The organism is Chitinivorax sp. B, from assembly GCF_005503445.1.
Lineage (GTDB): Bacteria > Pseudomonadota > Gammaproteobacteria > Burkholderiales > SCOH01 > Chitinivorax.
In genome coordinates, this window is record NZ_SCOH01000001.1 from 163408 (window position 1) to 189716 (window position 26309).

Genomic DNA, 26309 nt, shown 5'->3' on the forward strand with positions numbered 1-26309 from the left:
TTTCGGGGGCAATGACAATTTCACACAGTGAAAGACTAGAAGCCCCTGCTTTTAATCTGCTGATTATTGTTTGTTGGTTTTTTAACCGTTACCTGATGTTTTATCTCTGGCAAGGCTTCAAGTTGGGATAGGCGGACATAGCACATGTTCTTTTCTGGATCCCGCTGTTGTGCATTTTTTTCCAGAATGGCGACTTGCTTGTCGTATTGAACTTCTTTGACCTTGTATCGACTAGCATCATCTGTGCCGCTTTTGAACTCTGGCAGTGCTCTTTCTGATCCGCTTACCTTGATGGATTGGTCTCTGTCAGGTGCTTGCCTGAGTTTGTTGTCAAGTTCTTGGCTGACGGCATTCCACAATTTGGTGCTGCCTGTCATTTGGTAAAGCGTGCGTTGGTACAGTTCGGTATTACTTTTCTGGTCATTCAACGCATTGTTCCGACACCTGTCGAAGGTGTTGATCAGCTCTTGGCCATTGCCCCCCATGTTGTATCGAGCCGCAGGGTATAGTGCTTCAAACATGGAGTGATATTGGTTCTCGACCATGAATGCCGCATTGCTGAGGAACAGGTCTTTCTGTTCTTTGGGATTCAGGTTTGGTGCAATGGTTGGTAATGCAGTACAAATGTCGCGAGTCGTGCCTGAGATGCCGCCGGTAAAGGGCACATCCAAGTCCTTCATATATTGACTGGCGTTGCTCGCATTGGGGGAGAAATACAGATTGCTGCGGTTACGGTCGAATGGCAGTCCGTAAGCCTGTGCGGACTGATTTAACACGCCAATCGGGTCCAAGGTTTCCTGCCGGTTATTGACTGGTACCGTATCAGGCCTGGTTGGATCGATGGTGTCATGTGTCAGTGGCGTGGGGGGGGCTGTGTTCGCCGGGTTATTGTTGATTTCGTGTGCTGCTACGCGGAGACAATGAAAAAACAAGTTGCCACCCAGTCGCATTGATTTGTCATCTTTGCGATCGGCAAAGTTTTTCAACTCTTTCATTAACGTTTCAGGTGTATGTAGCTCGCCGGTGCTTCTGGTGAGTGCAGCCAAGTCATTTTTGACCAGATGATTGCTCAGCATCCGTTCGATCAAAGGCGAGGTCCGGAGCGCTTTATCAATACCCAGTTCCAGCTTTTCGATATCGTTTTGTAGACTTCTTGATCGATTTGCCTGCCCCTCGCTGATGTCCATTCCACTGGCTTCTTTTTTTGCTATGGAGGCTTGGTTGGCTTCGAGATCGTTTGCCTTCGCAGTTTTTTGGGCTACCAACTCGGGTGCATTTTTGCCAAGCTCCTGTGTCATGTAAGACAGTAGCCCGCTGGTTACTGTCTTCATGTCCAACGTTTTGTCGCCCATCACCTGTCTGGCAATTTCACGTTCGACGGCGGATTTCACCTTGTTGTTGCCATAGATATCTTTCGTATCGACAGTCAGGTCATTGCGGGGTGCCAACAGGGCGCCGGGTGTCAGTCGATTGATATGTAGCAAGGTGCCCAGCCGACTCTTCAGATCGTCGGGCTCTGGGGTGGGGGCTGCAGGCGCTGGCTCAGGTGTACCCGGGGTAGGGTTCTGATCGGCAGGTGTGAAGTCGGAAATGCAGTCGTAAAAAATCTCGGGAGCGTGATCAATGGGCAGATAGTCTTCGCTGGGTGACCAAAGTGGCGCAGTATGAAACGATTGCTCGCTGGACTCTGAGTGAGTGGTATGAAGTGATTGTTCACTTGATTCAGAATGTTCGGAGCCGATAGAGGATCTGCGTCCGGTAAGGGAAATCCGATCGGACAAATCATCGCCATCCAGGGTGAAATTGAATTGGCGATCAACGCAATATTGTTCCAGTTCACCAAACAGCGAGCTTAGATTGTTGATCTTGGTCAGTTGATCCTGCGGCGTACTGAAACCCCAGGTGCCGTCATTGTTCCGTGTATGGAACATGGTGCTGTTGGGGTCGAGTAGATAGACGTTGGGACCATTTTCAGAAATGGGGATACCCAGTTCTTGCATGAACCGGTTGACGTCAATATGCTTGCCGTCGCCTTCATTGACTCGCGATCGTAAATTCGCCTTCAGTGAAATGGTGGCAAAGCTGCCGGGGATTGCCTCTTTCTTCAGTAGCTCATTGAGCTGGCTGGCTTCTTTGCCATCCTTGGTCGTCGTGTCCAGTGCGAACTGGTTGGGAACCTTGACGTCGGAGTGGGCTAAACGAGGTTCGTTGCCTTCAAAACGTACTCCCCCTTCTACCGTTGCGTTGGGGAGGGCTTGATCAATGAATGTTCGGCTGACTTCAAATGTGCGGATCATTGCGTGAGCAGCTTCGGGCTTGTCCGATCCGCGAACGTTTTCCAGTTGGTACTTTTGTAGCCACCCCAGTGCACGGTAAGGTGTCCCAATCCCCATCCAGATTTGTTGCCCGCTGGTAACCAGACCTTGATTCTCGTCCAGTTTGAGATCTTTATAGGGCGAGCCACGCTCGGTCGGGCCAACGATGGCGGTGTAGACACGAACCCGCTCTTCAGAATTGCCCAGATAGCTAAGCCGGATATTGGGCAGATTCAGTTCCGATTCAGTTTGGTCGACCGAATCTTTATGCCCTTGCTGAATGGTCGAAAGGGCTGTCAGTTCTCGTTGCAGCCCTTGAATCCATTTTTCCTGTGCGGCTCGTTTTTCTGGGTCTGAGGATCGTTGCTGGCTGAGCGCAGAGTGAAGCAGATCGCCGGTGCGATCAATACGGGCCTTAGGTGTCAAGCCGTCTGCCTCTTCAGCTTCCAAGGCGACAGCAGTTGCGATGTTGAGCGACGAGTCCTGAATCTTGTTCAGGTGATGGATAACATGATGGGTGTATTCATCAAGCGATTGATCATCCGGTTGGTACCAAGGCGTTCTGCTATCCGTACTCGCAGCTTGTTTCTGCTCAATGACTTCCTTGAGCAGACCCTTCATTTCGTCAAAGTTGTATTGATTTGCCATGATGTTCTCGCATGATCAATGCTGAACAGCCCACGTGCCGCTTCAAGGGGCACGTGGCTGCAGGTTCAAAAGTCGTATGTGCCAGGGAAGGTGATGTCTTTGTTCACCATCACATTCAACCGATAGCCCTTGCGAATTTCGATGGTCGGTTGCACGCGCATATTGCGCTTGGCCATCTCCATCCCCAGTTGCGCCATCTGCTGGCCCACGGCAGCGCCCATTACTTGCTGATTGCTGGGTGCACGGTCGCTGTTGCGATCCTGTGCGGGTTGCGACAGCTGATAGGCGGCGGATAGCAGTGAGGTCAACAGGCCCCAGCCGAAGATGCGGCCATAATGGTTGTTGACGCGGTCTGCGAAGCCGGCTTTGCCTTCCTGATCGTGGCCAGCCATGCCGCCCAGTTCCAGTGTGTAGGCATTGGGGTAGATCAGCCGTTGCCAGGTAACCAACAGGCGTTCTTGACCGAACGAGATCTGCGAGTCGTAACGACCAAATAGCTTGGTACCTTGTGGGATCAGCAGGTGATTACCGGTGGCGGTGTCGTACACGTTTTGCGATACCTGGGCGATGATTTCACCGGGCAGGTCGGAGTTGAGTTCGCTGACCAGAATCGATGGAATCACCGTACCGGTCTTCAACTCGAACGGGCTGACAGGTGGTGTCAGTTGGCTGTTCAGGTAGCTGCTCTTGTGGGTTTGCTGTTTGAACGCCAGCTTTTGGGCTTGTCGATTCAAATCCGGCTCGTCACCTGTTTCACCGTTGCCAGCCGCAGCCAAGCCACTGTTGAGCAGGCCGTTGGCAGCACGACCCAAGTTGCTGGCATTACCGCCACCGCTATTGACGGCGGCCACCAAGCCACTCCCTTCACCTGCCGAGAATTTTGGCAGCGCGGTGTCGGCCAAGCGGGCATCGTCTTCTACTGTTTTGACCGGTGCGGGCGGTGATGCACTGGAAGTGGGTTCGGGTTTACTGGGCAAGGTTGGCGGCAGACTCGGTGGCGGTTCGCTTTGCTTGGGTTCCGCGACGATGTCAGGCACATCTTTGGTCAAGGTTTTGGCAGCATTCAGCGCAGGTTCCAGATTTTTCTTGGGTGCGTCTTCTTCCGCTGTCTTTTTGGGTTTCTCGCTGGAGACATTGGTCACGATGACACCCAGAATGGCTGCAACTACTACCGTGGCGGCAATCGCCGCTTTTTTGTTGAGGCGGGCGCTGGTCATGGGCGCACCACGAATTTCCAGGCCATCTGGTGATTTGGGAGGCGTAACGGGTGCGTTGTCAGCCATGGTTTACTCCTTTGCATCCCAGCAAATACCCAGCCAACCACGTTTCTGACATTCGTCACGCGATACTTCGATACGCTGTTGATCTCCACCCACGCCAGAGATCAGGGCCAGTCGGTAGATGGTGCCATCCACCACGTACATATTGCCCTTCAGGCGGTAGTTGACCATTTGCTCTTCACCACTTGGTGAGATGCCAATCAATGCCGGGGCCTCCTGCTGGCGCATGTCTTCATTCATGGCGATGTAGGTGTGGTATCCATCATCCATCGCGCGCAGTGGTTTGAAGTAGGGGTTGCCCTTGACCACCTTGATCCGGTAGTTGAAGTTAAGGCGATTGACCGCTACGGTTGGCATATCACCCTTGCTGCTGGCAGTGCCGGTCGTACTCGCCTTGGATAGATCCTGCCAAGCTTGTTGATGGTCTTCCGGGTAATCGAACGCGACGCGGGATACATAGCGTTCCGCGCTGGATACCAGTCGGATGTGATAAGTGCGACGATCGGTCGGGATGATCAGATTGGTATCCAGGCCGGGTTCAGTCGGTTTGATGATCAGGTGGGTGACTTTCTGGTCATCGCTGCCGGAAACGGCAGGGGCCACTTTCCAGCGCACGGCGTCACCGATATGTGGTGCACCTTGTACGCTCTCGCCTGCTTGCAATTCGATATCGCACACTCGCAATGGGGCGCAGACAATCGTGGGGGCAGATTCGCCAAAGGGAAACACGACGCGGCCACCCGCATCACGCACAGGCATGGCAAGACGGTTTTCGGCCCAGCTGTGAGATTCGGTCACAGCGCGTTGGGCGGGTTCGCCAATATTGACATTGGGTGAGATGACCAATTCAGGCTTGCGCTTCCTGACCTTGGGGGCCGGTTTGCTGACTGGGGCTGGTTGACAATCCGTACCCGTGCAGGCATCGCCATTCAAAGCGGGCACTTGCGGTTGAGCTTCCTGCTTGGCACCAGCAGCTGGTGCTGCTGTCGTGGCCAAGGCATTACTGGCGGATGGTGCTGACACGGGTGCAACAACCGGTGGGGCGGCGAGTTCTGGCGGAATATTGGGTACCTTGACTTCAACGGCGGGTACAGCTGGTTTGTTGGTATCGTTGCTTGCATTGGCTGTGCCGGCAGCCAACAAACACAGTGCCAGCGATAAGTTCTTTTTGTAATTCATTTTGTTATGCATCCCTTGAAAACACGCGTTGCTATAGTTGTTGCGACCAGTTCAGGTCTGTGATGTACACCCCAAGCGGATTGATCAAAATCATTCGCTCATCGGTAGGTGGGGTGATGCCGACAATGATGGAAACTTTCATTCGCACATTGCTTTGCAGTTCACCCCGTAAATCGCGGGTCACTTCCTGCCACTCCACCTGCCAGGTCTGATCGGAAATGGGCAGGATGTTGGTGACGGCCACTGCAACGGTTTGATTGGCGGCCACGGTAAATGGGTTGTGCGCCTTGAAATGATCGTTGAGCTTGTTCAGGGCGACCGAGCCGCTGGGTAGCATCGAATAGACACGGTCAATCGCGCCTTTTTGTGCCATGCGGTCAATGGTGACCGTACGCCAGTCAGCCACGAACCGGGCCAGATAGGCTTTTGTCACGCGGGGATCGACAGTGACCGGTTGATCGGCCCGAGCCACGGCCGCCGCCTGGCCCAGTTTGTCGACCTCGACTACGTATGGGACGATTTTGTTCTGTGCGCCAATGTAAACCACGCCAACGACCGACGTGAGCGCGATCAAGCCTGAAATGATGGCCATTGAACGCCAATGGTGTGCTTGCTGAACGTAATCGCCGTAACGTTCATTCCATTCGCGTCGAGCCTCGACATACGGGTTGAGCTGGCCTGGTGCTTTGCTGCCTGCCGGCAATTTGCCATTGCCACCGGTTCTTTCTGCCTCGGTTGGTTGCTTGCGCAGTGCCTGCAGTGGGTTGATGAGACGTTTCAACATGAGGTGTCCTAAATTTTAGGTGGCGTAGGTAACTTCTGGCCATTGGTGGCACCTTTCAGTGTTGGCCGAGGGTTACCGGTCGGCTTGACGGGTGAGCCCCCGCCGCCTGATTGTTTGGGTGTGTTGGATGCCGGACTCGTGGTGGTACTGGCTTGCTTGAAACCTGATCCAGACGAAGAATGACCAGATGGTGAGGAATCGCCAAGGCTGGCTGGGCCGTTTGAGCTGGCTGTCAGGCTGGCTGACTTGTCACCATCTTTTGCTGGTGTGGTGCTGTCAGGTTGCCCAAGAGATGGACCAGAACCAGGGCCGGACTTGCTGCTGTCACTCAGCGTGCCCAGGCTGGAATTGGCAGCTGCCGATGACAGCGACGCGATATCGCTTCCAGCGTCGCTACCTGACTGGTTCTTTTGCAATTCTTCCTGTAGTTTTTGCTTGGTGCGATCAAATAGCCCAGGATTATTGCCGCGTTCACCTTCACCCTTACCTTTGACTGCATTGGCCAGCTTGCTGGGCAATGCCTTGGCAGCATCGGTGACTTTCTGTTTTACGTCTGTACCAGCTTGGCCGATGGCTTTATTCAAGCCACCCACTGCTGCTGCTGCCCCACTTTTACCATCCTGTTTGGCCAATTGGGTGCCCGCTTTAAGCGCACCGCCAATATTCTTGGCCCCTTGCGCCGTTGACAGGCCGGCCCCGGCTGCGGCTTTCAATGCACCCGCTGCAGCAGCAGCGCCACCTGTGGCCGCACCAGCAGCCATGGTGGCAGCCATCTTCATATTGCCCATTGCCGAAGCTCCGGCTCCCATTGCTGAACCGGCCGACAAGCCCGCGCCACCATTGAGCAGGGCACCCGCCATTTCCGGGGCCTTGATCGCCAAAATGGATTGCAGGATGGATACCGCCAGCATTTCCAACAGTTTGTCGTATTCAAACTGGAAGCCGCCTGCCATGTCGTTGATGGTCTTGAGTGTCATGCTCAGGATCAGGATCAATACCAGCAGGCGGATACCGACGTTGATGGCGTAGTTCAGGTATTTGGAGACGTAGTCCTTGGTCCAGCTGGAGCTGCCCAGGCCAAGGAAGATGGCGCCGGCGGCAAACAGGATGTAGGACTCGATCTTCAGAGTGAAGAACTGCGCAGCCACGACGACAAAGGCAATCACGATACCGATGGTGACAAAGCAGGCAACGATGATCTTGCCCAATGCACCCAGAATGGCGAACAACCCCGTCGGCGCTTTCGACCACACCAGCTTGATGGTGGCCAGACCCAACGCGATGATGTAGTCAGTGGTGACTTCCTTTGTGCCAGCCGCAGCTTCACCAGCATTCTTGAAGGAATCGACAATGGTCGGGATCCATTCCGGTGCATATTGCAGCAATGCGTAGAAGAAACCGATGAACATGATCTTCTTGATGATCTCGACGGCCAGGCTGTTCAGATTGTCTTTCTCGAACGCCCAGATGGCTGCCGCCCAGCAGATTTCGATGGTCGCCAGAATCAGGAAGGTCGGGCGAACCAAGCCGAGGATGGTGCTAAACCAGCTACGGCTTTGGCCTTCTGTCTGCGTGACCAGTGAGTCAAACAGGGCAAACGATGCAGATTCGCCACCCACTGATGCATCAGCAGCCCAAGCCATATGGCCAAGCAGGACATACAGTGCGGCGAAGGTGAGGGCTGTCCACAGAAAGCGCTGTAGCTGGCGGGCCAACATTGGGTCCATCACGCGACCCGGTTTAATGGGTCGCTCGGGGCGATCGGCTCGTAATTGAGCGAAAACAGTCCAGGTATGCAATACGGCATTCATGCTGGTAACTCCTCGGCTTGCCAAAGATCAGCCCATTCATCGAGCCCACGCTGGCGTAACCAATAGGCTGGCCAGTTCTCGTTATGCTGTTCCATCAGTTGTCGGGCAGTGCGGATGTCGTCCTGACTGCTGGCGCCGACAAATGACAGGGCTACTGGCCCGAAGCCAAAGGAGAAGATGCGGCGGCCCAAGGGTGACTTGTAGTAGTAGTGACGCTTGACCGTGGCATGGGCCAGGATCTGAATTTCGCGGTCGTTCAGGCCGATCAGCTCATACATTGGGCGTGACGAGTTCTCGTTTGCTTCTGGATTGGGCAATAGGATTTTGGTCGGGCAACTGGCCAGAATCACGTCGCGGATCGGGCTGTTCATCACGTCCGCCAGTTCCTGGGTGGCCAGGAATACCAAGGCATTCTTCTTACGCCAGGTTTTCAGCCACTCGCGGACCTTTTCACGGAACAACGGGTGAGCCAGCATCAGCCAGCATTCGTCCAGCGCCACCAGGGTGGGCCGGCCATCCATGCGTTTTTCGACTTGCCGGAACAGATAGAGCAACACCGGGACGACATTTTTCTCGCCCATGTTCATCAAGTGCTCCATCTCGAATGCCTGGAAAGCACCATCCACCAGGCTGTCTTCCTCGGCATCCAGCAACGAGCCCATTGGGCCGGCCAGCGTGTAGTGCGACAGCGCCTGACGCAGTTCATCATCCTGCAGTTCGGCCACAAACTCAGTCAGTGTGCGACGTGGGGAGCGGGTGAGCCGAATGATGGCCTGATACACCATCTGCCGTAGCATGGGTGTGACGTTCACCCCTTGCAGGGTGAGCATGATTTCGATCCATTCCGCCGCCCAGGCTTGGTCTGCAGGGGTATCGATATGCTTGAGTGGGCAGAAGGCCAGATCGCTGTGCTCGCCGCCGATGTCGTAATAAGTTCCCCCGCAGGCATTCACCAGTAGATAAGAGGAATAGCCCTTATCGAACGTGAACACCTGTGCGTTCGGGTAGCGGAAATGTTGCGCCAGTAAGAAGTTGAGGGCGGTGGATTTACCGCCACCGGTCTTACCGATCATCAGCGTATGGCCTACGTCACCCACGTGCAGGCTGATCCGGAACGGCGTGGAACCGGTGGTAGCGGCATAAGATAACGGCGGGCTGCGGTCTGGGTAGAACGGGCAAGGGTTGTATTCTGCACCCGCCCATACGGCGGTGATGGGGAGCAGATCGGCCAGATTCAGGGTGTGCAGAATGGGTCTGCGTACATTGGGATAACCATGACCGGGGATGGAACCCAGATAGGCTTCCACTGCGTTGATATCTTCAATACGGGCACCAAAGCCCAAGTTGAGCAGCGACTTGCGTACTTCCCGTGCTTGCTCGAGCAGCAGGTCGCGGTCGGTATGCATCAACACCACGCAGGAGGTGTAGTAACCGAAGCGCACCATATTGCTTTCGGCTTCACCGATGGCGCTTTGCGCATCTTCGGTCATTTCCAGCGCATCCAGATCGATGGCACCGCTGCTGGTGTTGAATACCTGATCCTTCAAACCACGCTGCTTTTGTTGCCAACGACGGCGGACACCGTTCATTACGGATCGTGCTTGTTGCGGGTCCAGGAAAATGAAGCGGGTTGACCAGCGATATTCATAACCCAGCGCATCCAGCTCATGCAGGATGCCGGGGTAACTTTCCTGCGGAAAGCCATCAATGGCGACCACTTTGATGTGGTAATCGCCGACACGGGGAGCAATGCCGCCATAGAACGGATAGGCACCAATCACTGCGTCCAGGTACATTGGGATGGTTGGCAGCCGCACGGGGCGCAATTGGCCGCTGACACAAAAATCCATGTATTGCAACAGTTCGTCTTCGATGTATTCCTTGCCGAAGGCATCTGTCCGGTGAATGCCCCGCATCCGGCGCAATGGCAGTGTGGCTGAAAGCGCCGATTCGAAATCGTCGATCTGGCGTTTGAACTGTTCCAGAATACGTGCTGCAAAGCCGGCTTCGGAATCGTCACGGCCATCGTCTTCGTAGATCATTTCGATGATCTTGTTGGACGTGCGCAATGGTGGCAGATAAGTCAACGACAGTGCGTAGGTGGTCTCGAAATGCGCACCTTCCAACTCATGTTGATGACGACGCTCTTCATCAATCAACCAGCTGGTCAGGTCCGGGAATTGTCCGCCGGATGGGTAAGTGGTGGCTGGGCGGCGAATCGCATCACAGTTCAGCATCCAGCCGTTACCCAACCCCACCAGAATGCCATTCAGGCGGGCAGAAATACCAGCCAGTTCGGCATGGGTGGCGCTGTCCATGTCTTCGCCGCGGAAATACCAGCTGACGGTCAGGCTGCCATCTTTGTTCTGCAGAATGCCGTCTTCCGGCATCAGCGCAAAATTCAACAGATCGGGCAAGCCCTGGGTGCGATCGCGGAATTGTTTCAGTCTCAACATGCTTAGGCTTTCGGCTTGCTACCACCAGGCAGAGGGGCTTCGATACAGCTATGGGCGTTGTAATAGGCGCGATAGCGGATGTGGCGCTGATACACCAGGCTCATCTGCGGATCGGCCTTGGCCATGCGGACCAGCGCCCAGAACGAACTGCTCCAGAACACGACGGCCAGGGTGATCGACCACACCGAGATGTTGCCGGAGAAGATCAACAAGGCCGTGATCAACCCGGCCATCAAGACTAGGCTGCGTTCCGCCCCCAGCAACAGGTGCGCACGATTGAGTGAACGGTGGATCGCGATGCGGCGTGGTTCTTCCATGGCCTGCCTCACCCGATCAGCCGAACATCGACATGAAATTGTTGGCCAGCAACATCACTGACAACGCCAATACCACCATCAACATGCGTTTGGTGAAGTCACTGAGCTCGCCGCCGAATGCCAACATCCCGCCGGAAGCCGCCAGTGCGATCACGCCAATGGCCTTGGCAACCGGGCCGGTCAACGAAGTTTGCAGCTGTTGCAATGGGCCTTCCCAAGGCAGGGCGGCATGGGCCAGACCGCTGGTGAAGATGAATGTGATCAGGCCGGTAACCAGACGACGCCAAGTGGAGGATAAGAACTGCATTTTGTAACTCCCTGTATTTGAGTTGGTTTATTGAATTGAAATGGGCTGCATGACGAAACGGCCCTGCACATAGTCACTGATTTGCATCAGCTCACTGACTGAGCGCCCGGCCGGTGTGGCCGAACGTTCGATGAACACCACCAGGTTCACGGCTTCCTTGATCATGGTGGCGATGGATGTTTCCGACAGATTGCGTGCTTCCGGTGCCTCGTAAATCAACTGTGACAGGCGGATCAATCCGCCTTCAGCCGAGTTGGCGTGAATGGTGGCAATACCGCCTGGGTGGCCGGTGTTCCAGCTCTTCAACAGTGTCAAGGCTTCGCCGCCGCGTACCTCACCTACCACGATACGGTCGGGTCGTAAGCGCATGGTGGCCCGTAACAGGCGCTGCATATTGGCTTGTTCGCTGGTACGCAACAGTACGCTGTTGGGCATGGTGATCTGCAGTTCCATCGTGTCTTCGATGGCGACCAACCGGTCTTCGGTACACAAGCTGGCGATTTCCGCCAGAATGGCGTTGGCCAAAGTGGTCTTACCGCTGCCGGTACCACCAACGATCAACACGTTGTGGCGCTGTCTCACCGCATCGCGAATCGCTTCAATCGGATGCGGAAAGGCCTTTGCTGCTTGCGATTCAGCATGGGGGCGGCGAATGCCGAGCGATTCGCCGATGATGCCCTTGGCTCGATAGTCATCCAATGTGAACACCTTGAGCGCCTTCTTCCGGATTGTGAAGGTAGGCGCGCGGACGATTGGTGGAATGATGCCTTCCAGGCGTGATCCATCCAGCGGAAACTCACCTTCCAGAATCGGCACGTCACGGGTGACGGCGGTGTTCAACATGCTGGCACAGGTGGTCAGCACGCTTTCAGCGGCACCGGGTGACATGGTGTGGCCGGTGTATTCCATGCCTTTACCTGCAACGTCCAGCCATAGCTTGCCATCGGGATTAAGCATGATCTCGATGACCGCAGGGTCGCGTAGCGCGGCCATCATGATCGGCCCGCATTCCCGCTCCAGCTTTTCTTCCAGACGCTGTCTGACCAATTCTTTCTGACTGTTCATCATTTTTCCTGCACTACCCAGCGGGTGTATTCCTTTTCATGTCAATGTGTTGCAAAGTATTTATGTACTTTTTGCGTTAAAAGTACATTAATGCTGTGAGGTTTCTTTTAATTTGTTCATCATTCGTTCAGTTAATCTGCGTAATAGCTTTACTTAATCATATCTATAGATAATTTCTATCTATCGTTATTATTATTGTAATAATTTTATGAAATTGAAGGGTTTTTGTTAAAATTATTAAATAAAAACAATGTTATATTGCTGTGCTGTTTTGTATTTAAGAATGTCATTGGCATTTTATTGAGTCGAATTGTCGCTGTTTTACGATCTGATGTCCATATAAGAGAAAGTATATTGGCATTGCGTGAAGTGTGTAAACGTTTCATCTTTTTAATTATAGAAAAGTATATTCGTTGTTTGCGAATGTATTTTATTATATGCATATCCCATTTCTGTATTATCGAATATTCGTTATTATTAATATTTTGATATGAATTGAAGGTGACTGAATACGCTGGAATTGAGGTAAGTCATTGGGATTAAAAGCAATTTATTCATATGGCATTTGATTGCCAGTTGGATCTGTTTGTCATGGTTTGAGAGGTAAGGCATGGCGGATAGTCTGCGTAGATCTGTCACCACACAGCCAAAAGTAGAGTTATTTATGCTTTTGTCATTTTGATTGGCGGGGGGAATGGGATGGTTTGGGTGGTGGCAAGGGCTGGCCGCAGGCATGAGTCTTTGGTCTTGCTGAACCTTGTATGGCTGAGCACACGTAATCGTGAGGTTCACCTTGCATGGAGGCTGTTGAAAGTGGGCAGATGCGGGTATCGCTGCTGTGTCAGCGAGAGATGGTCATGTGACCCAAGGGCATGCGGGCCAGCTCAGAGGGAGCGGTCGGCTTGTGCCCGTCAATGATATGGTGGCTCGGAAGTATGATGTCTTTGGCGGTATCCGGGCCTTTGGCAGCATGTCAGCCTCTATCCATTCATTGTTCCTGTGGCTGTTTGGGCAGGCTGAACAGCGTGTGAGGTGTTTACACACACGCATATCACAACTAACCGGTCTAAGAGCCGCTACCAAAACCCTTCTGTTGTTGTTGTGCAAACTCGTCGTACGCTCGTACTGCCTTTGTTTGCAGGCCTAACCAGAACCACTTCGCTGGGTTTTGTTAGCGGTTCGAAGTGGCGCTGGCGCTTGCTCTGTCGCCGCAGCGGCCGGGGGGCACTGCGGCGGAACGGGATAGGGGGTAGGGTGGACTATTCCTCGTCAGGGGCAATTTTGTATTCGCTGGCCAGCCTGGTCTGAACATCCTGCGGTACCGCATCGTAATGACTCAGATTCATCAGATAACTGCCTTTACCGCCGGTCACCGATTTCAATCGTGCCTGGTAGTTGGTCAACTCCGATAAGGGGGCAATGCCTTGTACGCTGCTCTGTTGATGGGATAAAGCCTGTGTGCCGGTGACATGACCGCGGCGAGTGGTCAGATCTGCTGTGATGTCGCCCAGATTGACTTCAGGGCAGGTGATGTCGATGGATACCATGGGCTCGAGCACAATGGCACGTGCATTACGCAGCGCATCAATGAAAGCTTTGCGGCCCGCGACCTGAAAGGCAATATCTTTTGAATCTACCGAATGATGTTTGCCATCGTGTACGGTCACCTTGACATCGGTGACCGGAAAGCCTGCCAGTGGCCCAGCTTCCAGTACGCTACGTACACCTTTTTCGACTGATGGAATGAACTGGCCAGGAATGACGCCACCTTTCACTTCATCCACAAAATGAAAACCCTCGCCACGCGGCAAAGGCTCGACACGCAACATCACCTCCCCAAACTGTCCGGCTCCGCCGGTCTGCTTCTTATGGCGGTGGTGGCCTTCAGCCGGTTGGGTGATGGTTTCACGGTATGGGATGCGCGGTGGTTGGGTCAATACTTCAAGATGATATTGACTGGCCATTTTCTCCAGCACGAAGCGCAAGTGCAGGTCACCCAGCCCACGCATTACCGTTTCATGGGTGGACTGATGTTGATCGATCTTGAAGCAGGGGTCTTCCAATTGCAGCTTATGTAGTACCTCAGCGATGCGTTGTTCATCACCACGCCGCTTCGGCTCCACTGCCAGGCCATGCATTGGCGTCGGAAAATCCAGGGGTTTGAGGTGGATGTGATCTTCATCGTGTGAATCGTGCAGCACTGAATCGAACTCGATTTCATCTACTTTGGCTACTGCGCCCAAATCGCCAGGCAACAGGCTGTCGACTTCGGTGTAACTCTTGCCATGCACGCGGAACAGATGCCCTACCTTGAAGGGTTTCTTGCCATCACCAACAAACAGCTGTGACTCGCGTGTGATCTTGCCCTGATGTACCCGAAACATGCCCATCTTGCCGACAAACGGGTCCATCACTACCTTGAATACGTGAGCAAGCACATGTTTGTCCGGGGCAGGCTCAGACCGGAATCCTGTCGCCGCGCTGCCTTCCCCTTTCACAAACAGTGGCGGATTGCCCTCATGAGGATTGGGTGCCAGTTTTGCCAGTACATTCAGTAATTCCGTCACGCCCGCCCCGGTACGGCTGGATACAAAACACACCGGGATGATATGGCCCTCGCGCAGGGCTTGCTCAAACGGCGCGTGCAGTTGTTCTGGGGCTACGTCGCCTTGCTCAAGATAGGTGGCCATCAGGTCTTCATCTACCTCCACCACTTGATCGATCAAGGCCCGGTGTGCTTCAGTCACTGATGAAAAATCTGCTTCGCCGCCTGGGTTGAAAAAACAATCCACCACTTGCTTGCCGCCATCGGCCGGTAGGTTGATCGGTAGTACTTCTTTGCCGAAAGTTGCCCGCAGATTGGCCATTAGCCCCGGTAAATCCACCCGTTCCGCATCAATCTTGTTAATGACAATCATCCGGCACAGCTGTCGCTTCGCAGCCCAATCCATCATGCGAGTGGTGGTCAATTCAATCCCACTGGCCGCATTCACGGTGATCAGCGCCGTATCCACAGCTGCCAACGCGCAGATGGCATGACCAATGAAATCTGGGTACCCCGGCGTATCGATCAGCCGGATTTCTGTGTCCTGATAACTGAAGTTGACCAGCGCAGAATTGAGCGAATGCCGGTATTCCCGCTCCATCGGGTCGAAGTCACAAACTGTGTCACCACGTTCAACCGTACCAGGGGCGCCAATCGCCCCGGCCCGATGTAACAACATCTCGGTCAATGTGGTTTTGCCGCTGTCAAAGTGTCCAACCAATGCAACAGTGCGAATCGCATCCACTGAATAGTGGGGCATGGCGCGCTCCCTTTTGTTATTGGGGTATGCCTTCAATATAGGTGGTGTTGGGACGGATGGGGGAGGGCGGGATTGAACTTGCCAGTGGCATGTAGTTAAGTGTAACAGCGCACTTCGCCGATTTGTCTGACCCATGCACCTCAGTCAGCATTCGTCACAACTCGATGGACATGGTGTCCAGCATCTCCGCCGTTGTACTCAAATGTGACATATCAGGCATCTAGGTTGTAGCGTATGGGTTGGTGTCTTTGATGGCGTCGGTCAAGGATAAGATGTCAATTCGGGGATCTGATATTTTGTTTTGACTTGATTGACTAAGTGGCCAGCTTGATCGCTTAATTCAATGTGCCTTGTTAAAGCAATCTCGACATACCCAATCAGACAGCAAATAGCTCTTTACTTGCTTATAGGTGGTGCGGTTGCGGTAGATGATGGCTTTGTTGCACACCGCGCAATGTGTTTCTTCACCCAGGGCGCAGCAATAGTGGCCGACGACTTTGTGAATGGCTTTGACATCCAAGCCGAATTCGTCAGCTAACTGTTCGACTGAATAGCGGAAGTTGGGCGGGTTGGTCACCAGCCAGTATTTGCGGCACAGATCAATGATGCCAGCTTCTTGGCTGTTGATTTTCAAGGTGATGTCCGCCTCGCTCGACATGCGATCCTCCTCGGGTGGGTCTTGTGATTGTGATGTTCGGGATGACTGTGCTGTTTTCATTGTGTTCCCCTGGCAGTTGGCGGTGGGATCGACAGAGCTAATGCTCTATTTTGAGCGGGTGGTCGCCGAAAGACAACTGTATTCGTGTATGGGTAACGATGTGCAATGTATTCTTGCATCATAGTGCAAGTCATTGAGTTACATTGAAAATCATATTGATTGATGGTGTTTGGTCGAGGAGCAAACCAAGGGTAAATGCAGAGGGTAAATGCAGGTGGCGGGTATCAGGCTTCTCGCAAGGCATCGACAATTTTCATGCGTGCAGCTCGCACCGCTGGCAGAAAACCGCCTACCAGCCCCATCAATAATGCAAAGAACAGCGACTGAAATACAATACCTGTGCTTAATTCAAAGCTGAATGCCAATTCTGAAAATGTCTGAAAGTTGGTGGTTGAGAGCGACAGAAATTGCAAGGTAGATGCAAGCAACAGTCCCATGACGCCACCCAATAGCGCCAGCGACATGGATTCGAGCATGAAGGCGGCCAGCACACTGCTGCGTTTGAAACCCAGTGCACGCAAGGTACCGATTTCACCGATGCGATTGGCGACAGAGGAATACATGGTGATGGCTGCACCAATCATGGCGCCGATGGAGAAGATGATGGAGATGGTCATTCCAAGGATGTTGATGAATAGGGCGATCTGTTCGGATTGATCGGCATAGAAGCGGGTTTCACGTTTGATTTCCAGCGTGAGCTGGCGGTTGCCTTCGATATCTGTCTTCAATTGCTCAAAGCGTTCACTATCAACCAGTTTGGCAATCACGGCGGAATACATGGTTCGACGAAAGGCTTGCATCATTTGGTCCCGGTCGCCCCAAATCTCGGAGCTGAAGCCAGTCTGTCCTGCATCAAACTGCCCAACGATCAGCCAGTCGCGTCCGCCAAAACGTAGTGACTCTCCTATGTTGGCCCCATTGAACTTTTCGGTAATGGATTTGCCGACAATGACCTCATTGCTGCCAGGTCGGAACATCCGTCCAGCAGATAACTTGACTTGTGGCCGCAGTGTCAGGCCTACTGGCAGCACCCCACGGGTTACTACGTTGGCGGCGATACCGGTTGTACGCTTGGGCAGGGTAATCAGTACCACTGCTTCTTTGGAGAGCATCGGCTGGCCATCGCGGCCGATGGCGATCAAGGGGCTGGATTCGACGATACTGGCGTGTTCACGTGATACCCCGCTTTGCACCTCGGTTTGCGATGAGGTGCGAATCATGACTACGTTATCGTAACTGCCAGTCTGGATCAGCGTCTGTTTCAGTCCATTGGACATCATCAACACCGAGGCAAACACGAATACCACCATACCCATGCCAGAAGCGGTAAACAGGGTGGTCAGTTTTCGTACCATCAGGTTGCGTGCAATGTAGCGTAATGGAATCTTCATCACACCAACTTTCTCAAGCCATCCACAATCCGTACCCGCCCGGCTTGCCATGCAGGCAGTAACGCAGACATGACAGCAATGGTCATGGCACCACCCAACTGCAACAGGCGAGTTTCGTCAGAGATATTGAATACCGGGAAAAATGCTGATACAGGTTTGGAAAACGCAACAACCAGTGGCCCGGTCAACAGAATGCCCAGCCCGGCACCCACCGCTACCAACATCAGCGATTCCATCGCGATGAGGCTACGGATCGCCGTGGGTGAAAAGCCCAGCGCTTTCATGGTGGCGTATTCGGCGGTGCGTTCACGGGCTGACATTGCCATGGTATTGGCTACGACCGCCATGATGATCAAGATCACCACATACGATACCAGCTTGATGGCATCCACCACGGTTTGCAGCATGGCCACAAAGCCAAGTTGAAAGGCTTTTTCGGTTTCAGTCAGAGTTTCGGCCAGTGAGTTTTTGAATTCCTTATCAATTGCGGTGGAGACCGGCGCCGCGTTGGTAGGGTCATCAATGCCCATGACAAATGCACCTACCCGATTGCTGCGGCCAGGGGCCAGCTGTTCCAGTCGGTCATTGGCCAGGCTCCAGTGGAAATAGAAGATGTTGGTGTCGGTATTGATTTGTTTACCATCAAAAATTGCACGGATCACAAATTGGTAATTGCCGGGGTAGATGGTGCCTCGCAATGGCACGACATCACCTACCTTCCAGCCGAAGCGGTTCGCTAATTTTCGGCCGACTGCTGCACCACGCTTGTCTCGAAGAAAGGTCCGATATTCATCACCATTGAAGACAAGTTCAGGGTATAGCGCGAAGTAACTGGGGGCATCCACCGCAAACTGCGGGAAGAAATTTGATTCGTCGATATAGATGCCACCGAACCAGTTGGTCCATGACACAGTCTCAACACCATCAACCTGGCGAATGCGGTCTTTGTATGCCAGCGGTAGTGGGAATACCAGCGAGACGGCGTTGCGTGTGACCAAGCGTGCGTCGGAGGCGGCGTCAACCCCCGAGTACCAGGCATCCACCACCGTGCGAAGCAAACCGAACGACAGAATCGCTACCACGATGCCCAATGTGGTCAAGGTTGCCCGGAGTCGGTGCCGAAACGCGTTGCGAAACGACATGCGCACAAAGAAAAGGAACATGGTTCGGTCTCTGTTGCCTGTGCTGTTGGGGAGGACGACGATTACACCACAGCTGCAAGCTTACATCAGACGAGCCCCGCGTGGCTGGGCGCTGATGTGATATCGGTAGCGGATGGATGACTGGACACCATATCCAGCTGTTTTTCAAGTAGCAGCGGGCCGGATTGATGCATTGCAACAAGTAGTTCCGACCTGCAACACAGTCTACATCTGGGTGGGATACCTGATTGCGTTGTGTGTTAGCTAAGGCTATCGTTCAAGCTAGGCAACACGCAGGGCGGTCAAAAACCACCCTGACAAGGTTGTGCTGGTGTACCTACCCAGGTCGATGTTCCAGATACTTGCCCTGTCATTGGGTGTTTCAACCGATCGCTGCGGCGATATCAACAAACTGTAGGTGTATGGCAACAATCAAAGATGTCGCGCGGCACGCTAATGTGTCGATAGCAACCGTGTCACGTGTGATCAACGAACCTGACAAGGTCAAGGAGCCCACTCGCAAGCGAGTGGAAGCAGTCATGCAGGAGCTGTCGTTTTCCCGCAATGCCCTGGCGGCATCGTTGGTGACACGGCGTACTGGCTGCATCGGATTGATCATCCCTCAACTTTCTGGCGCTTTCTTCGCCCCACTCATCAGCGCGGTTGAACATACTGTCCGCGCTGGCGGCAGTCACTTGGTAGTCAGTTGTGGCAACTGCACCCAGGCAGAGGTACTGGCTGCCCTTAGTTTTCTCAAGCAACGATCCTGCGATGCCATCATCGTTACCCCTGGTGCGCTGGAGCATGAGACGCTGGTCAACCTGTTGGAAACCCACCCGAATATACTGATCATTCACCGCCTGGTGCCGGGCTATGAGCACCGCTGTGTTGTGGTGGACAATTACCAGGGGGCTTTCATGGCGGTCAGCCATTTGATCGAGCAAGGTCATCGCCGGATAGCGGCAGTGACTGGTCCACATAACAACCCGGAAAGCATGGATCGCCTGCGTGGCATGCGTGATGCCATGACCAAAGCCGGCTTACCGTTGCCGGACAACTATGTATTCGAAGGGATTTTTGGACCGGAATCTGGGTTAGCCGGGGCTGAAGCCTTTTTGGCGTTGTCCAAACCGCCTACCGCCGTTTTTTGTTTCAACGATCAGACAGCGTTAGGTGTGCTGGATTACTGCAAGCGCCGCCAGATTGCCGTCCCGGCCGATATGGCGGTCATGGGTTTTGACGACGTTGAGTTCGCCGACCTGGTGTCGCCCCGGTTGACCACAGTCCATCAGCCGATTGATACCATTGGCCGTACTGCGGGTACGCTGGCGCTGCGTTTGGCCAAGCGCGAGGCAATGACGGATGATAGCCACGTCATTCAGCCTCGATTGGCCTTGCGGGAGTCGGTCGCCGTGATTTCCGATTGATCGTGACTTGCGATCACCACACCTGCTTTGGTAGGTGTGGTTGTGTTGACTTGATTACTGCAGATGGCGACGGCGGTTGGGTGCAATGCCAGCGAGGTTGTGGGCCGCTCTGCAATCTTGTTATGTGTGCTATCAGAGCCCATGTATTGCTCAACCATCTTACTGGATGTTACATAAACACCAATTTACATCGCATTTCACCCCATTGAAACGCACTTGCCAAGAGCGTGAGCAGGTGTCAGGAACCTAATTTCCCATATTGCTGATAGTCGGTGAAATACATCACCACCCGCTTGTTGGCGATAGTGGTGGGAAAGTACAGCCGATAGTTGCCACGTTCGGCCTCAAATCGTACGCCGTCATATTGATGATTGAAGACGGCCATCAGGTAGTCCCGTTCGTCTTTGGTTCTAGGCTCGATAAATCGTTTTTTCTCAGGTTTCTTGTTGCTTTCACTGGCATAAGATTTATCGCCAAATGATAAAAACACCCGCTTCCCGGCAATCTCGTCCGGCATGATCAAGGTGACTTGTGGCAGGTTGCTGTCAATGCGCTGAATGGTACCAAGGACGTCGTCAGCCTTGTCGATATAGGCCTGAGTAAACTCATAGTGGGCCAGCGTTGCGAGCTCGTTACGGTTTTCCTCAATCAGCTTTTCGGCGGCGTGGATCAGCAGGTTTTTCTTGTGCTGGGCCGACAACGCGTCGCCACCCAGCAAGGCTGCAGCCAGTATAGGAAACGACAACGCCACCCATAGCCATTGACGGCGGGACCCTACCTGTATCACTGGTGCTTGGCCTGGCTTGTCTGCAATGGCGGCTGAAATCTTTGACAGATTCGACATCACGTTCAATACAACAGCCCCACCCAACATGGCGAAGATGCCCAGCAGGCTGATGAAGAAGCTTTCAGTGGTACGTTCCCTGAAGATCTTCAGATCGAAAATGGTGATCAGCATGAACACAAACACCCAGTACAACAGCACAAAGATCGAGTAGATAGCGAGCCGATTGGTGGTGCGGATCAGGAAATCGTGGTTCATGGCAGGGCAGGTTAAAAAGCGGGAAGTATAGAGAAATCAGCGTGATCTGACAGCGAAAACTGGCGTCCTGCTGTCGTTCCATATGGTTGGCTGCAGATGTACTTGCATTTGTTCTTAAATTGATCGATAAATTGTAAACGTTTTCATTGGTAAGGTATAAGTAAGCAAAAATAAGGAATGATGAAAACGAAGCCGGTGAGCATATTCAATATGCAGCGTGATGCGGGAGGCATGCTTGCCCAGCGCAGTATTTGTGAGGGTGGGTGTGATCCCGAATAAGCCACTCGGCAATATCCATCGAAAGGAGAGGCATATGAAACTGCAGTTTTCGCCAGGTCGGTTGGCCCTGTTGCTGGCAATAGCGAGCGTAGCTGGGTTGGCTGCATGTGAAGAGGAGTGGCAGCCGGGAGCCAATGTCCCGGATATTGAACACCGCTTACCTGCCGGTCAGTTCAATGACTGGCCGCGGATACCCAGCAGCATTCGCCAAGACCCACAAATTGAAGCCGAGATTGCGCGTATTGCTGCAGGCATGTCACTGGAGGAGAAAGTTGGGCAGATGACTCAGCCCGAGATCAAGGCTATTACACCGGATGAGGTCCGCCGCTATTACATCGGCTCTGTGTTGAATGGCGGGGGCTCGTGGCCTGGTAACAACAAGCGGGCCACGGTTGCAGACTGGCTGGCCTTGGCTGATGCCTACTGGCAGGCGTCGATGACTACCAATGGCCGGGTGAAGATTCCCGTCATTTGGGGGACGGATGCGGTGCATGGTCATGGCAACGTCTATGGCGCGACCTTGTTCCCACACAATATTGGGTTGGGGGCCGCTAATGATCCGGACTTGATTTATCGAATTGGGCTAGCCACAGCTCAGCAGGTGGTGGCGACCGGGATCGATTGGACTTTTGCTCCAACACTGGCAGTGGTACGTGATGACCGTTGGGGCCGTACTTACGAGGGTTATGGTGAGCATCCTTATCTGGTGCGTCGGCTGGCGTGGCCGATGGTGAAAGGTTTGCAAGGCGATTTCCATCGCAGTCAATCGGTCATTGCGACTGCTAAGCATTTCATGGGCGATGGCGGCACTGATCAGGGCAAGGATCAGGGCGTGACCATGGCCAGCAAGCGCGACATGATCAATATTCATGGCCAGGGCTATTACACGGCTTTGGCTGCCGGCGCACAAACGGTGATGGCATCGTTCAACAGTTGGACCAACGAAGCGGCCGGTATCCGCGAAGGCAAAATGCATGGCAGTAAAACCATGCTGACCGACGTACTGAAAAACAAAATGGGTTTTGACGGCTTTGTGGTCAGTGATTGGAATGGCGTTGCCCAAGTGCCAGGTTGCTCCAACTATCGCTGTGCCCAAGCGATTAATGCGGGCATTGACATGGTGATGGTGCCAGATGACTGGAAGCTGTTCATTGAAAACACAGTTGATCAGGTGCGCAAGGGTGAGATTCCAATGGCGCGGATCGACGATGCGGTGACGCGGATTCTGCGTGTCAAAATGCGGGCCGGTTTGTTCAAGGCACCCATGCCATCCAAACGGTTGGGGGCTGGGGACAGCAAGGCGCTGGTACATCGTGTACTGGCGCGTGAAGCCGTGCAGAAATCACTGGTACTACTAAAGAACAATGGTGGCGTGCTGCCATTGAAACGGGGCGAAAAGATTCTGGTAGTGGGCAAATCGGCCGACAACCTGACCAATCAGACTGGTGGTTGGTCACTGAGCTGGCAGGGCACAGGCAATACCAATGCGGATTTTCCCAATGCCGATACCATTCTGGCAGGCATCCAGGAAGCGGCCGGTGCTGGCAACATGACCTATAGTCAGACCGGGCAAGGTGTGGACGTTAGCGGTTACAAGGCGGTGATTGCAGTGATAGGCGAAACACCTTATGCGGAAGGGGTTGGGGATATCGGCAGGACCGGTACTCTGGAACACGCCCGCCGTTATCCGGAAGACTTGGCGGTATTGAACAATGTAGCGGGTAAAGGCGTGCCGGTGGTGACGGTATTGGTATCGGGTCGCCCGGTGTGGGTCAATAAAGAACTGAACCGCTCAGATGCCTTTGTGATGGCCGCATTGCCCGGTACGGAAGGCAAAGGTGTGGCAGATGTGTTGTTCCGAAACGCGGCAGGCATCATTAACAAGCCGTTTACGGGTCGCTTATCTTATTCTTGGCCTAAAACGGCCTGCCAAGTGCCGCTGAATTGGGGTGATGTAGGCTATTCACCGCTGTTTGCGTATGGTTTTGGCTTGAGCTATGGCAAGCCTTCCCACCTGGGCCAGTTGGATGAAACGGCACCGGTACTGGGCTGCGGTCAAACGGATGGTGGCGGTGGCAAGGCGACGGAAGACCTGGAGGTGTTCAAGCAGACTGACAAACCACCCTATGCACTATATATCGGTTCGCCGGAAAACTGGGGTGGCACGGCATTGGGGAACGATCCGAATGCGGTGATCACCCATGGCAACCTGAAGGCGGAAACTACGCAGGTCAACATCCAGCAGGATGCGAAAAAGATCACCTGGAATGGCAATGGCCCCGGCCAGTTCTATGCGCAGTCAAAAGAAACGGTGGATCGGCAGGATTATCTGAATGCTGATTCGGCGTTGGTATTTGACAGTATTGTCGAAAAAGCGCCGGATGGTCTGGTGAAAGTGCGGGTGGACTGTAAGTACCCTTGTGTCGGCGAGGTGGATGCAACCAACGTGTTCAAACGATTGGCTGACCGCCAGAAGCATAAAGTGAAAATACCACTGGCGTGCTTCTCTCAGAAAGGGACGGACTTCGCCACGATTGACACACCATTGCTGATATTCACCGACAAAGCGTTTATCGCAGCGTTTGCCGATATCCGTTGGGTACCTAATGCAGGCAAGGATGCCGATGCGGTCGCATGCTCTGAACTGGTACCACCCCCACCCAGCTATCCTGACCCTATACCTGGCCCGCAATACAACGTGTTCACCAATGGCCAGCCTGCCAGTGGTTTTGCATCTGGCAGTTGGTCCACCAACGGGACCCATGTTGAACACGTGGTGCAGGCAGGGGGTGAGTTGCGATTGAGCTTCAAGGCAGATGGTGGCAACGGCCTGTTCTACCTGACCGGCAACCCAGTCAACCTCAGTAACTTTGCTCAGGGCAAGCTGACGTTCGACATTCTGGTGGAAAGTTATGGTAGTAACAGCGCGGGTCTGACGGTCAAAATGGAAAGCCCCGGCAATAATTGCAATACCGGGGATTATCTATTTGGCCGCCCTGTAGTTGGCAGCTGGCAGTCGGTATCGGTGCCGATTCCGCAGCTACTGTTAGCTGCTACTGCCTGCTTCACATTGCAAAACGTCGGCATGCCATTTGGTACCTTGCCGAAATGGGATGAACAGCAAGGTGTGGCTTACCAGTTGCGAAATATTCGCATGCTGCAGTAAGCACCGGCAGGTATCGTTAAAGTACACAAGCAGTGCTGATTTGACCGGCCCCGAAAGGGGCCACTTTTTTGAATACGTCAGGCTTCGTCTGTCACCTGATTCCACACCTCTTCAAACCCGGCCAAGGTCAGATACAGGCTGACTTCATAATGCACGTCCGGCAGCATGTCGCCATTGTCCACCCGGCCCAACACGGTACGATTCGCATCGTGATCAGCACGCATGGCATCCACCATCGCCCACACGAAGCGGGCAAGGCGAAAGGCATCGTCTTCGGTCTTCACATCATTCGCCAACAATTGGCGAACGGCATCATCATTCAGCGCATCGGCGTAATGCGCCAACAATGCGTTCACATGGGGGTAGCGTTCAAATTTGATCATGGGGGATTCCTGATAGGCTTACTCATCGAGCGTGACATGCTCAATCTTTGACATTCTATGGGCAATCAGCTCCAGATTGGTGATCAGCGTGCTCAATTTCATGCGCTCGACCACTGCCAGAAAGTAATGGCCCTTCTTTGCCAGATCAGGCTTGAAAGCCATGCCAGGTGGCAGGTTGGCTTCACCCAGTACCCAGAATACATCGACTGGCGCATCGGCATACCGCGATACCATCTTGTGGACACCTTTCAAGTGTTGCCAGTCTCCTGAGAACGACAAGCCCATCTGCTCGTTGGCCTCCACCCATTGCTCGTCTGTCGACAGTTGATAATCGCACACTCGCACGCCACAAACCGTACGGTATTTGCCATCGGTTGCATTGGCATACAGTGTGGGGTGTTCACCGCGTTTGACAGGGCGGGCAAGGAACAATTTCTTTTCGATACCGCGCAGTTGCTGGATGATCTCGCTTAACTCTGTCAGTGTTTTGAATTGGTTCAGGTTAGGCACGAATGGCTCCCAGGCAGAAGGGCAGGATGAACGCTCGCAGTCAGACCATCAAGATGGGTGATGTACAGCTAAAGGCTTGGCAAGATTCGTGATGGAAGGATTGACTACAGTACCGGTCTGGCACGCATGATAACTTACGGTAATCCGCCTTGAAGGAGGTTGCAACAAGATGTGTGTGTGCACATGAAAGAATGTGCTGATTCGGTATTGCGCCTGATTTCTGATGAGACCAAATGCGTTGGAATTGTTGCGGGCGCGCCTAATTAATATGTGATTTATGGGATGTAATGCCTTGCCGTTGACCGGTCGCGCCCGTATGTCATTGCTCCCAGCGGCATAAGAACAGATACGCAACCGTAATTTGTGTCATTACGACAAACGCACAAGCGGCAAAGATGCCTGTGGAACAGGCCAGCATCAGGCAAGCTGTACGCCATTCCAGATTCTGCAGACCTGCTTGCTCCACCAACGATATGGCAGCAACTGACAGCACGAACAGCAGGCTCCATTTCAGCAAATAAGCTGGCAGATAGATGCGGCGTTCACGGTTATGGCGAAAGGCTGCGGCCCGCTCCAGGGCATTACCTCGCTGTACATCCTTGAACATCCAGAATGGCCATAGGTACAGGTAGACGAGATAACCTAGCGACAGGTCGTCATTCGACGGGTTTGCTTGCGCTGACATCTTTGCCTCCTGCTAAACCGTATCGCCATGTACTTAAATATAGAATCATAACCCCTGAAGACCAAGGCATCCCGCCAGGACATCCACAGATGCGGACCA

Annotated in this window: 19 protein-coding genes; 2 read left to right on the forward strand and 17 right to left on the reverse strand. The window is 53.5% G+C overall.

From position 1 onward, the window contains the following. Nucleotides 1-35 precede the first annotated feature (35 nt). The 13 genes from FFS57_RS00805 to FFS57_RS00865 all read right to left on the reverse strand — a co-directional run bounded on the left by FFS57_RS00805 (nt 36) and on the right by FFS57_RS00865 (nt 18739). Entirely contained in the window at nt 36-2963 is a 2928-nt protein-coding gene (locus FFS57_RS00805; RefSeq protein ID WP_137935837.1) for a hypothetical protein, read from the reverse strand. A gap of 65 nt (nt 2964-3028) precedes the next feature. Next, nucleotides 3029-4246, reverse strand: coding sequence for a TraB/TrbI/VirB10 family type IV secretion system protein (locus tag FFS57_RS00810; RefSeq protein ID WP_137935838.1), 1218 nt, complete (start codon nt 4244-4246; stop codon nt 3029-3031). 3 nt (nt 4247-4249) lie between these two features. Then, nucleotides 4250-5422, reverse strand: a complete 1173-nt coding sequence (trbG, locus tag FFS57_RS00815) for a P-type conjugative transfer protein TrbG (RefSeq protein ID WP_171013479.1) — start codon at nt 5420-5422, stop codon at nt 4250-4252. Nucleotides 5423-5453: 31 nt separating this feature from the next. Beyond that, nucleotides 5454-6206, reverse strand: coding sequence for a VirB8/TrbF family protein (locus tag FFS57_RS00820; protein WP_137935840.1), 753 nt, complete (start codon nt 6204-6206; stop codon nt 5454-5456). A gap of 8 nt (nt 6207-6214) precedes the next feature. After that, on the reverse strand, nt 6215-8017 hold the full coding sequence (gene trbL / locus FFS57_RS00825; RefSeq protein ID WP_137935841.1) for a P-type conjugative transfer protein TrbL: 1803 nt from the start codon (nt 8015-8017) through the stop codon (nt 6215-6217). Continuing rightward, the gene (locus tag FFS57_RS00830) at nt 8014-10473 is read right to left on the reverse strand and encodes a VirB4 family type IV secretion/conjugal transfer ATPase (protein ID WP_137935842.1); all 2460 of its coding nucleotides are present in this window, start codon (nt 10471-10473) and stop codon (nt 8014-8016) included. The genes trbL and FFS57_RS00830 overlap by 4 nt, the downstream gene beginning before the upstream one ends. A 2-nt stretch (nt 10474-10475) precedes the next feature. Beyond that, a complete protein-coding gene (gene trbD / locus FFS57_RS00835) occupies nt 10476-10790 on the reverse strand; it encodes a conjugal transfer protein TrbD (RefSeq protein ID WP_137935843.1) in 315 nt (104 codons plus the stop codon). Nucleotides 10791-10806: 16 nt separating this feature from the next. Further along, entirely contained in the window at nt 10807-11097 is a 291-nt protein-coding gene (locus FFS57_RS00840) for a TrbC/VirB2 family type IV secretion system protein (RefSeq protein ID WP_137935844.1), read from the reverse strand. A 27-nt stretch (nt 11098-11124) separates the two neighbouring features. After that, entirely contained in the window at nt 11125-12165 is a 1041-nt protein-coding gene (gene trbB, locus FFS57_RS00845; RefSeq protein ID WP_137935845.1) for a P-type conjugative transfer ATPase TrbB, read from the reverse strand. Between the two features lie 1256 nt (nt 12166-13421). Beyond that, a complete protein-coding gene (gene fusA / locus FFS57_RS00850) occupies nt 13422-15467 on the reverse strand; it encodes an elongation factor G (RefSeq protein WP_137935846.1) in 2046 nt (681 codons plus the stop codon). A gap of 340 nt (nt 15468-15807) precedes the next feature. Continuing rightward, on the reverse strand, nt 15808-16125 hold the full coding sequence (locus FFS57_RS00855) for a hypothetical protein (protein WP_137935847.1): 318 nt from the start codon (nt 16123-16125) through the stop codon (nt 15808-15810). A 284-nt stretch (nt 16126-16409) separates the two neighbouring features. Beyond that, nucleotides 16410-17576: an ABC transporter permease gene (locus FFS57_RS00860; RefSeq protein ID WP_137935848.1), complete on the reverse strand. Its 1167-nt coding sequence runs from the start codon at nt 17574-17576 to the stop codon at nt 16410-16412. After that, on the reverse strand, nt 17576-18739 hold the full coding sequence (locus tag FFS57_RS00865; RefSeq protein WP_137935849.1) for an ABC transporter permease: 1164 nt from the start codon (nt 18737-18739) through the stop codon (nt 17576-17578). Before FFS57_RS00865 ends, FFS57_RS00860 begins: the two co-directional genes overlap by 1 nt. Before the next feature lie 401 nt (nt 18740-19140). Between FFS57_RS00865 and FFS57_RS00870 the strand changes: the two genes are divergently transcribed. Continuing rightward, nucleotides 19141-20145: a LacI family DNA-binding transcriptional regulator gene (locus tag FFS57_RS00870; RefSeq protein ID WP_137935850.1), complete on the forward strand. Its 1005-nt coding sequence runs from the start codon at nt 19141-19143 to the stop codon at nt 20143-20145. A 238-nt stretch (nt 20146-20383) separates the two neighbouring features. Here the strand turns inward: FFS57_RS00870 and FFS57_RS00875 are convergent, their stop codons facing one another. Then, on the reverse strand, nt 20384-21187 hold the full coding sequence (locus FFS57_RS00875; protein ID WP_137935851.1) for a hypothetical protein: 804 nt from the start codon (nt 21185-21187) through the stop codon (nt 20384-20386). A gap of 313 nt (nt 21188-21500) precedes the next feature. Between FFS57_RS00875 and FFS57_RS00880 the strand changes: the two genes are divergently transcribed. After that, the gene (locus FFS57_RS00880) at nt 21501-24632 is read left to right on the forward strand and encodes a glycoside hydrolase family 3 protein (RefSeq protein ID WP_137935852.1); all 3132 of its coding nucleotides are present in this window, start codon (nt 21501-21503) and stop codon (nt 24630-24632) included. A gap of 77 nt (nt 24633-24709) precedes the next feature. On the opposite strand, the gene FFS57_RS00885 is transcribed toward FFS57_RS00880, so the two are convergent. The 3 genes from FFS57_RS00885 to FFS57_RS00895 form a co-directional block, all read right to left on the reverse strand. Continuing rightward, nucleotides 24710-25015 (reverse strand): hypothetical protein, encoded by a 306-nt coding sequence (locus FFS57_RS00885; protein ID WP_137935853.1) that lies wholly within the window; start codon nt 25013-25015, stop codon nt 24710-24712. Between the two features lie 18 nt (nt 25016-25033). Then, a complete protein-coding gene (locus tag FFS57_RS00890; protein ID WP_137935854.1) occupies nt 25034-25525 on the reverse strand; it encodes a hypothetical protein in 492 nt (163 codons plus the stop codon). Between the two features lie 319 nt (nt 25526-25844). Continuing rightward, nucleotides 25845-26210: a hypothetical protein gene (locus FFS57_RS00895; RefSeq protein ID WP_137935855.1), complete on the reverse strand. Its 366-nt coding sequence runs from the start codon at nt 26208-26210 to the stop codon at nt 25845-25847. Between the last annotated feature and the right edge of the window lie 99 nt (nt 26211-26309).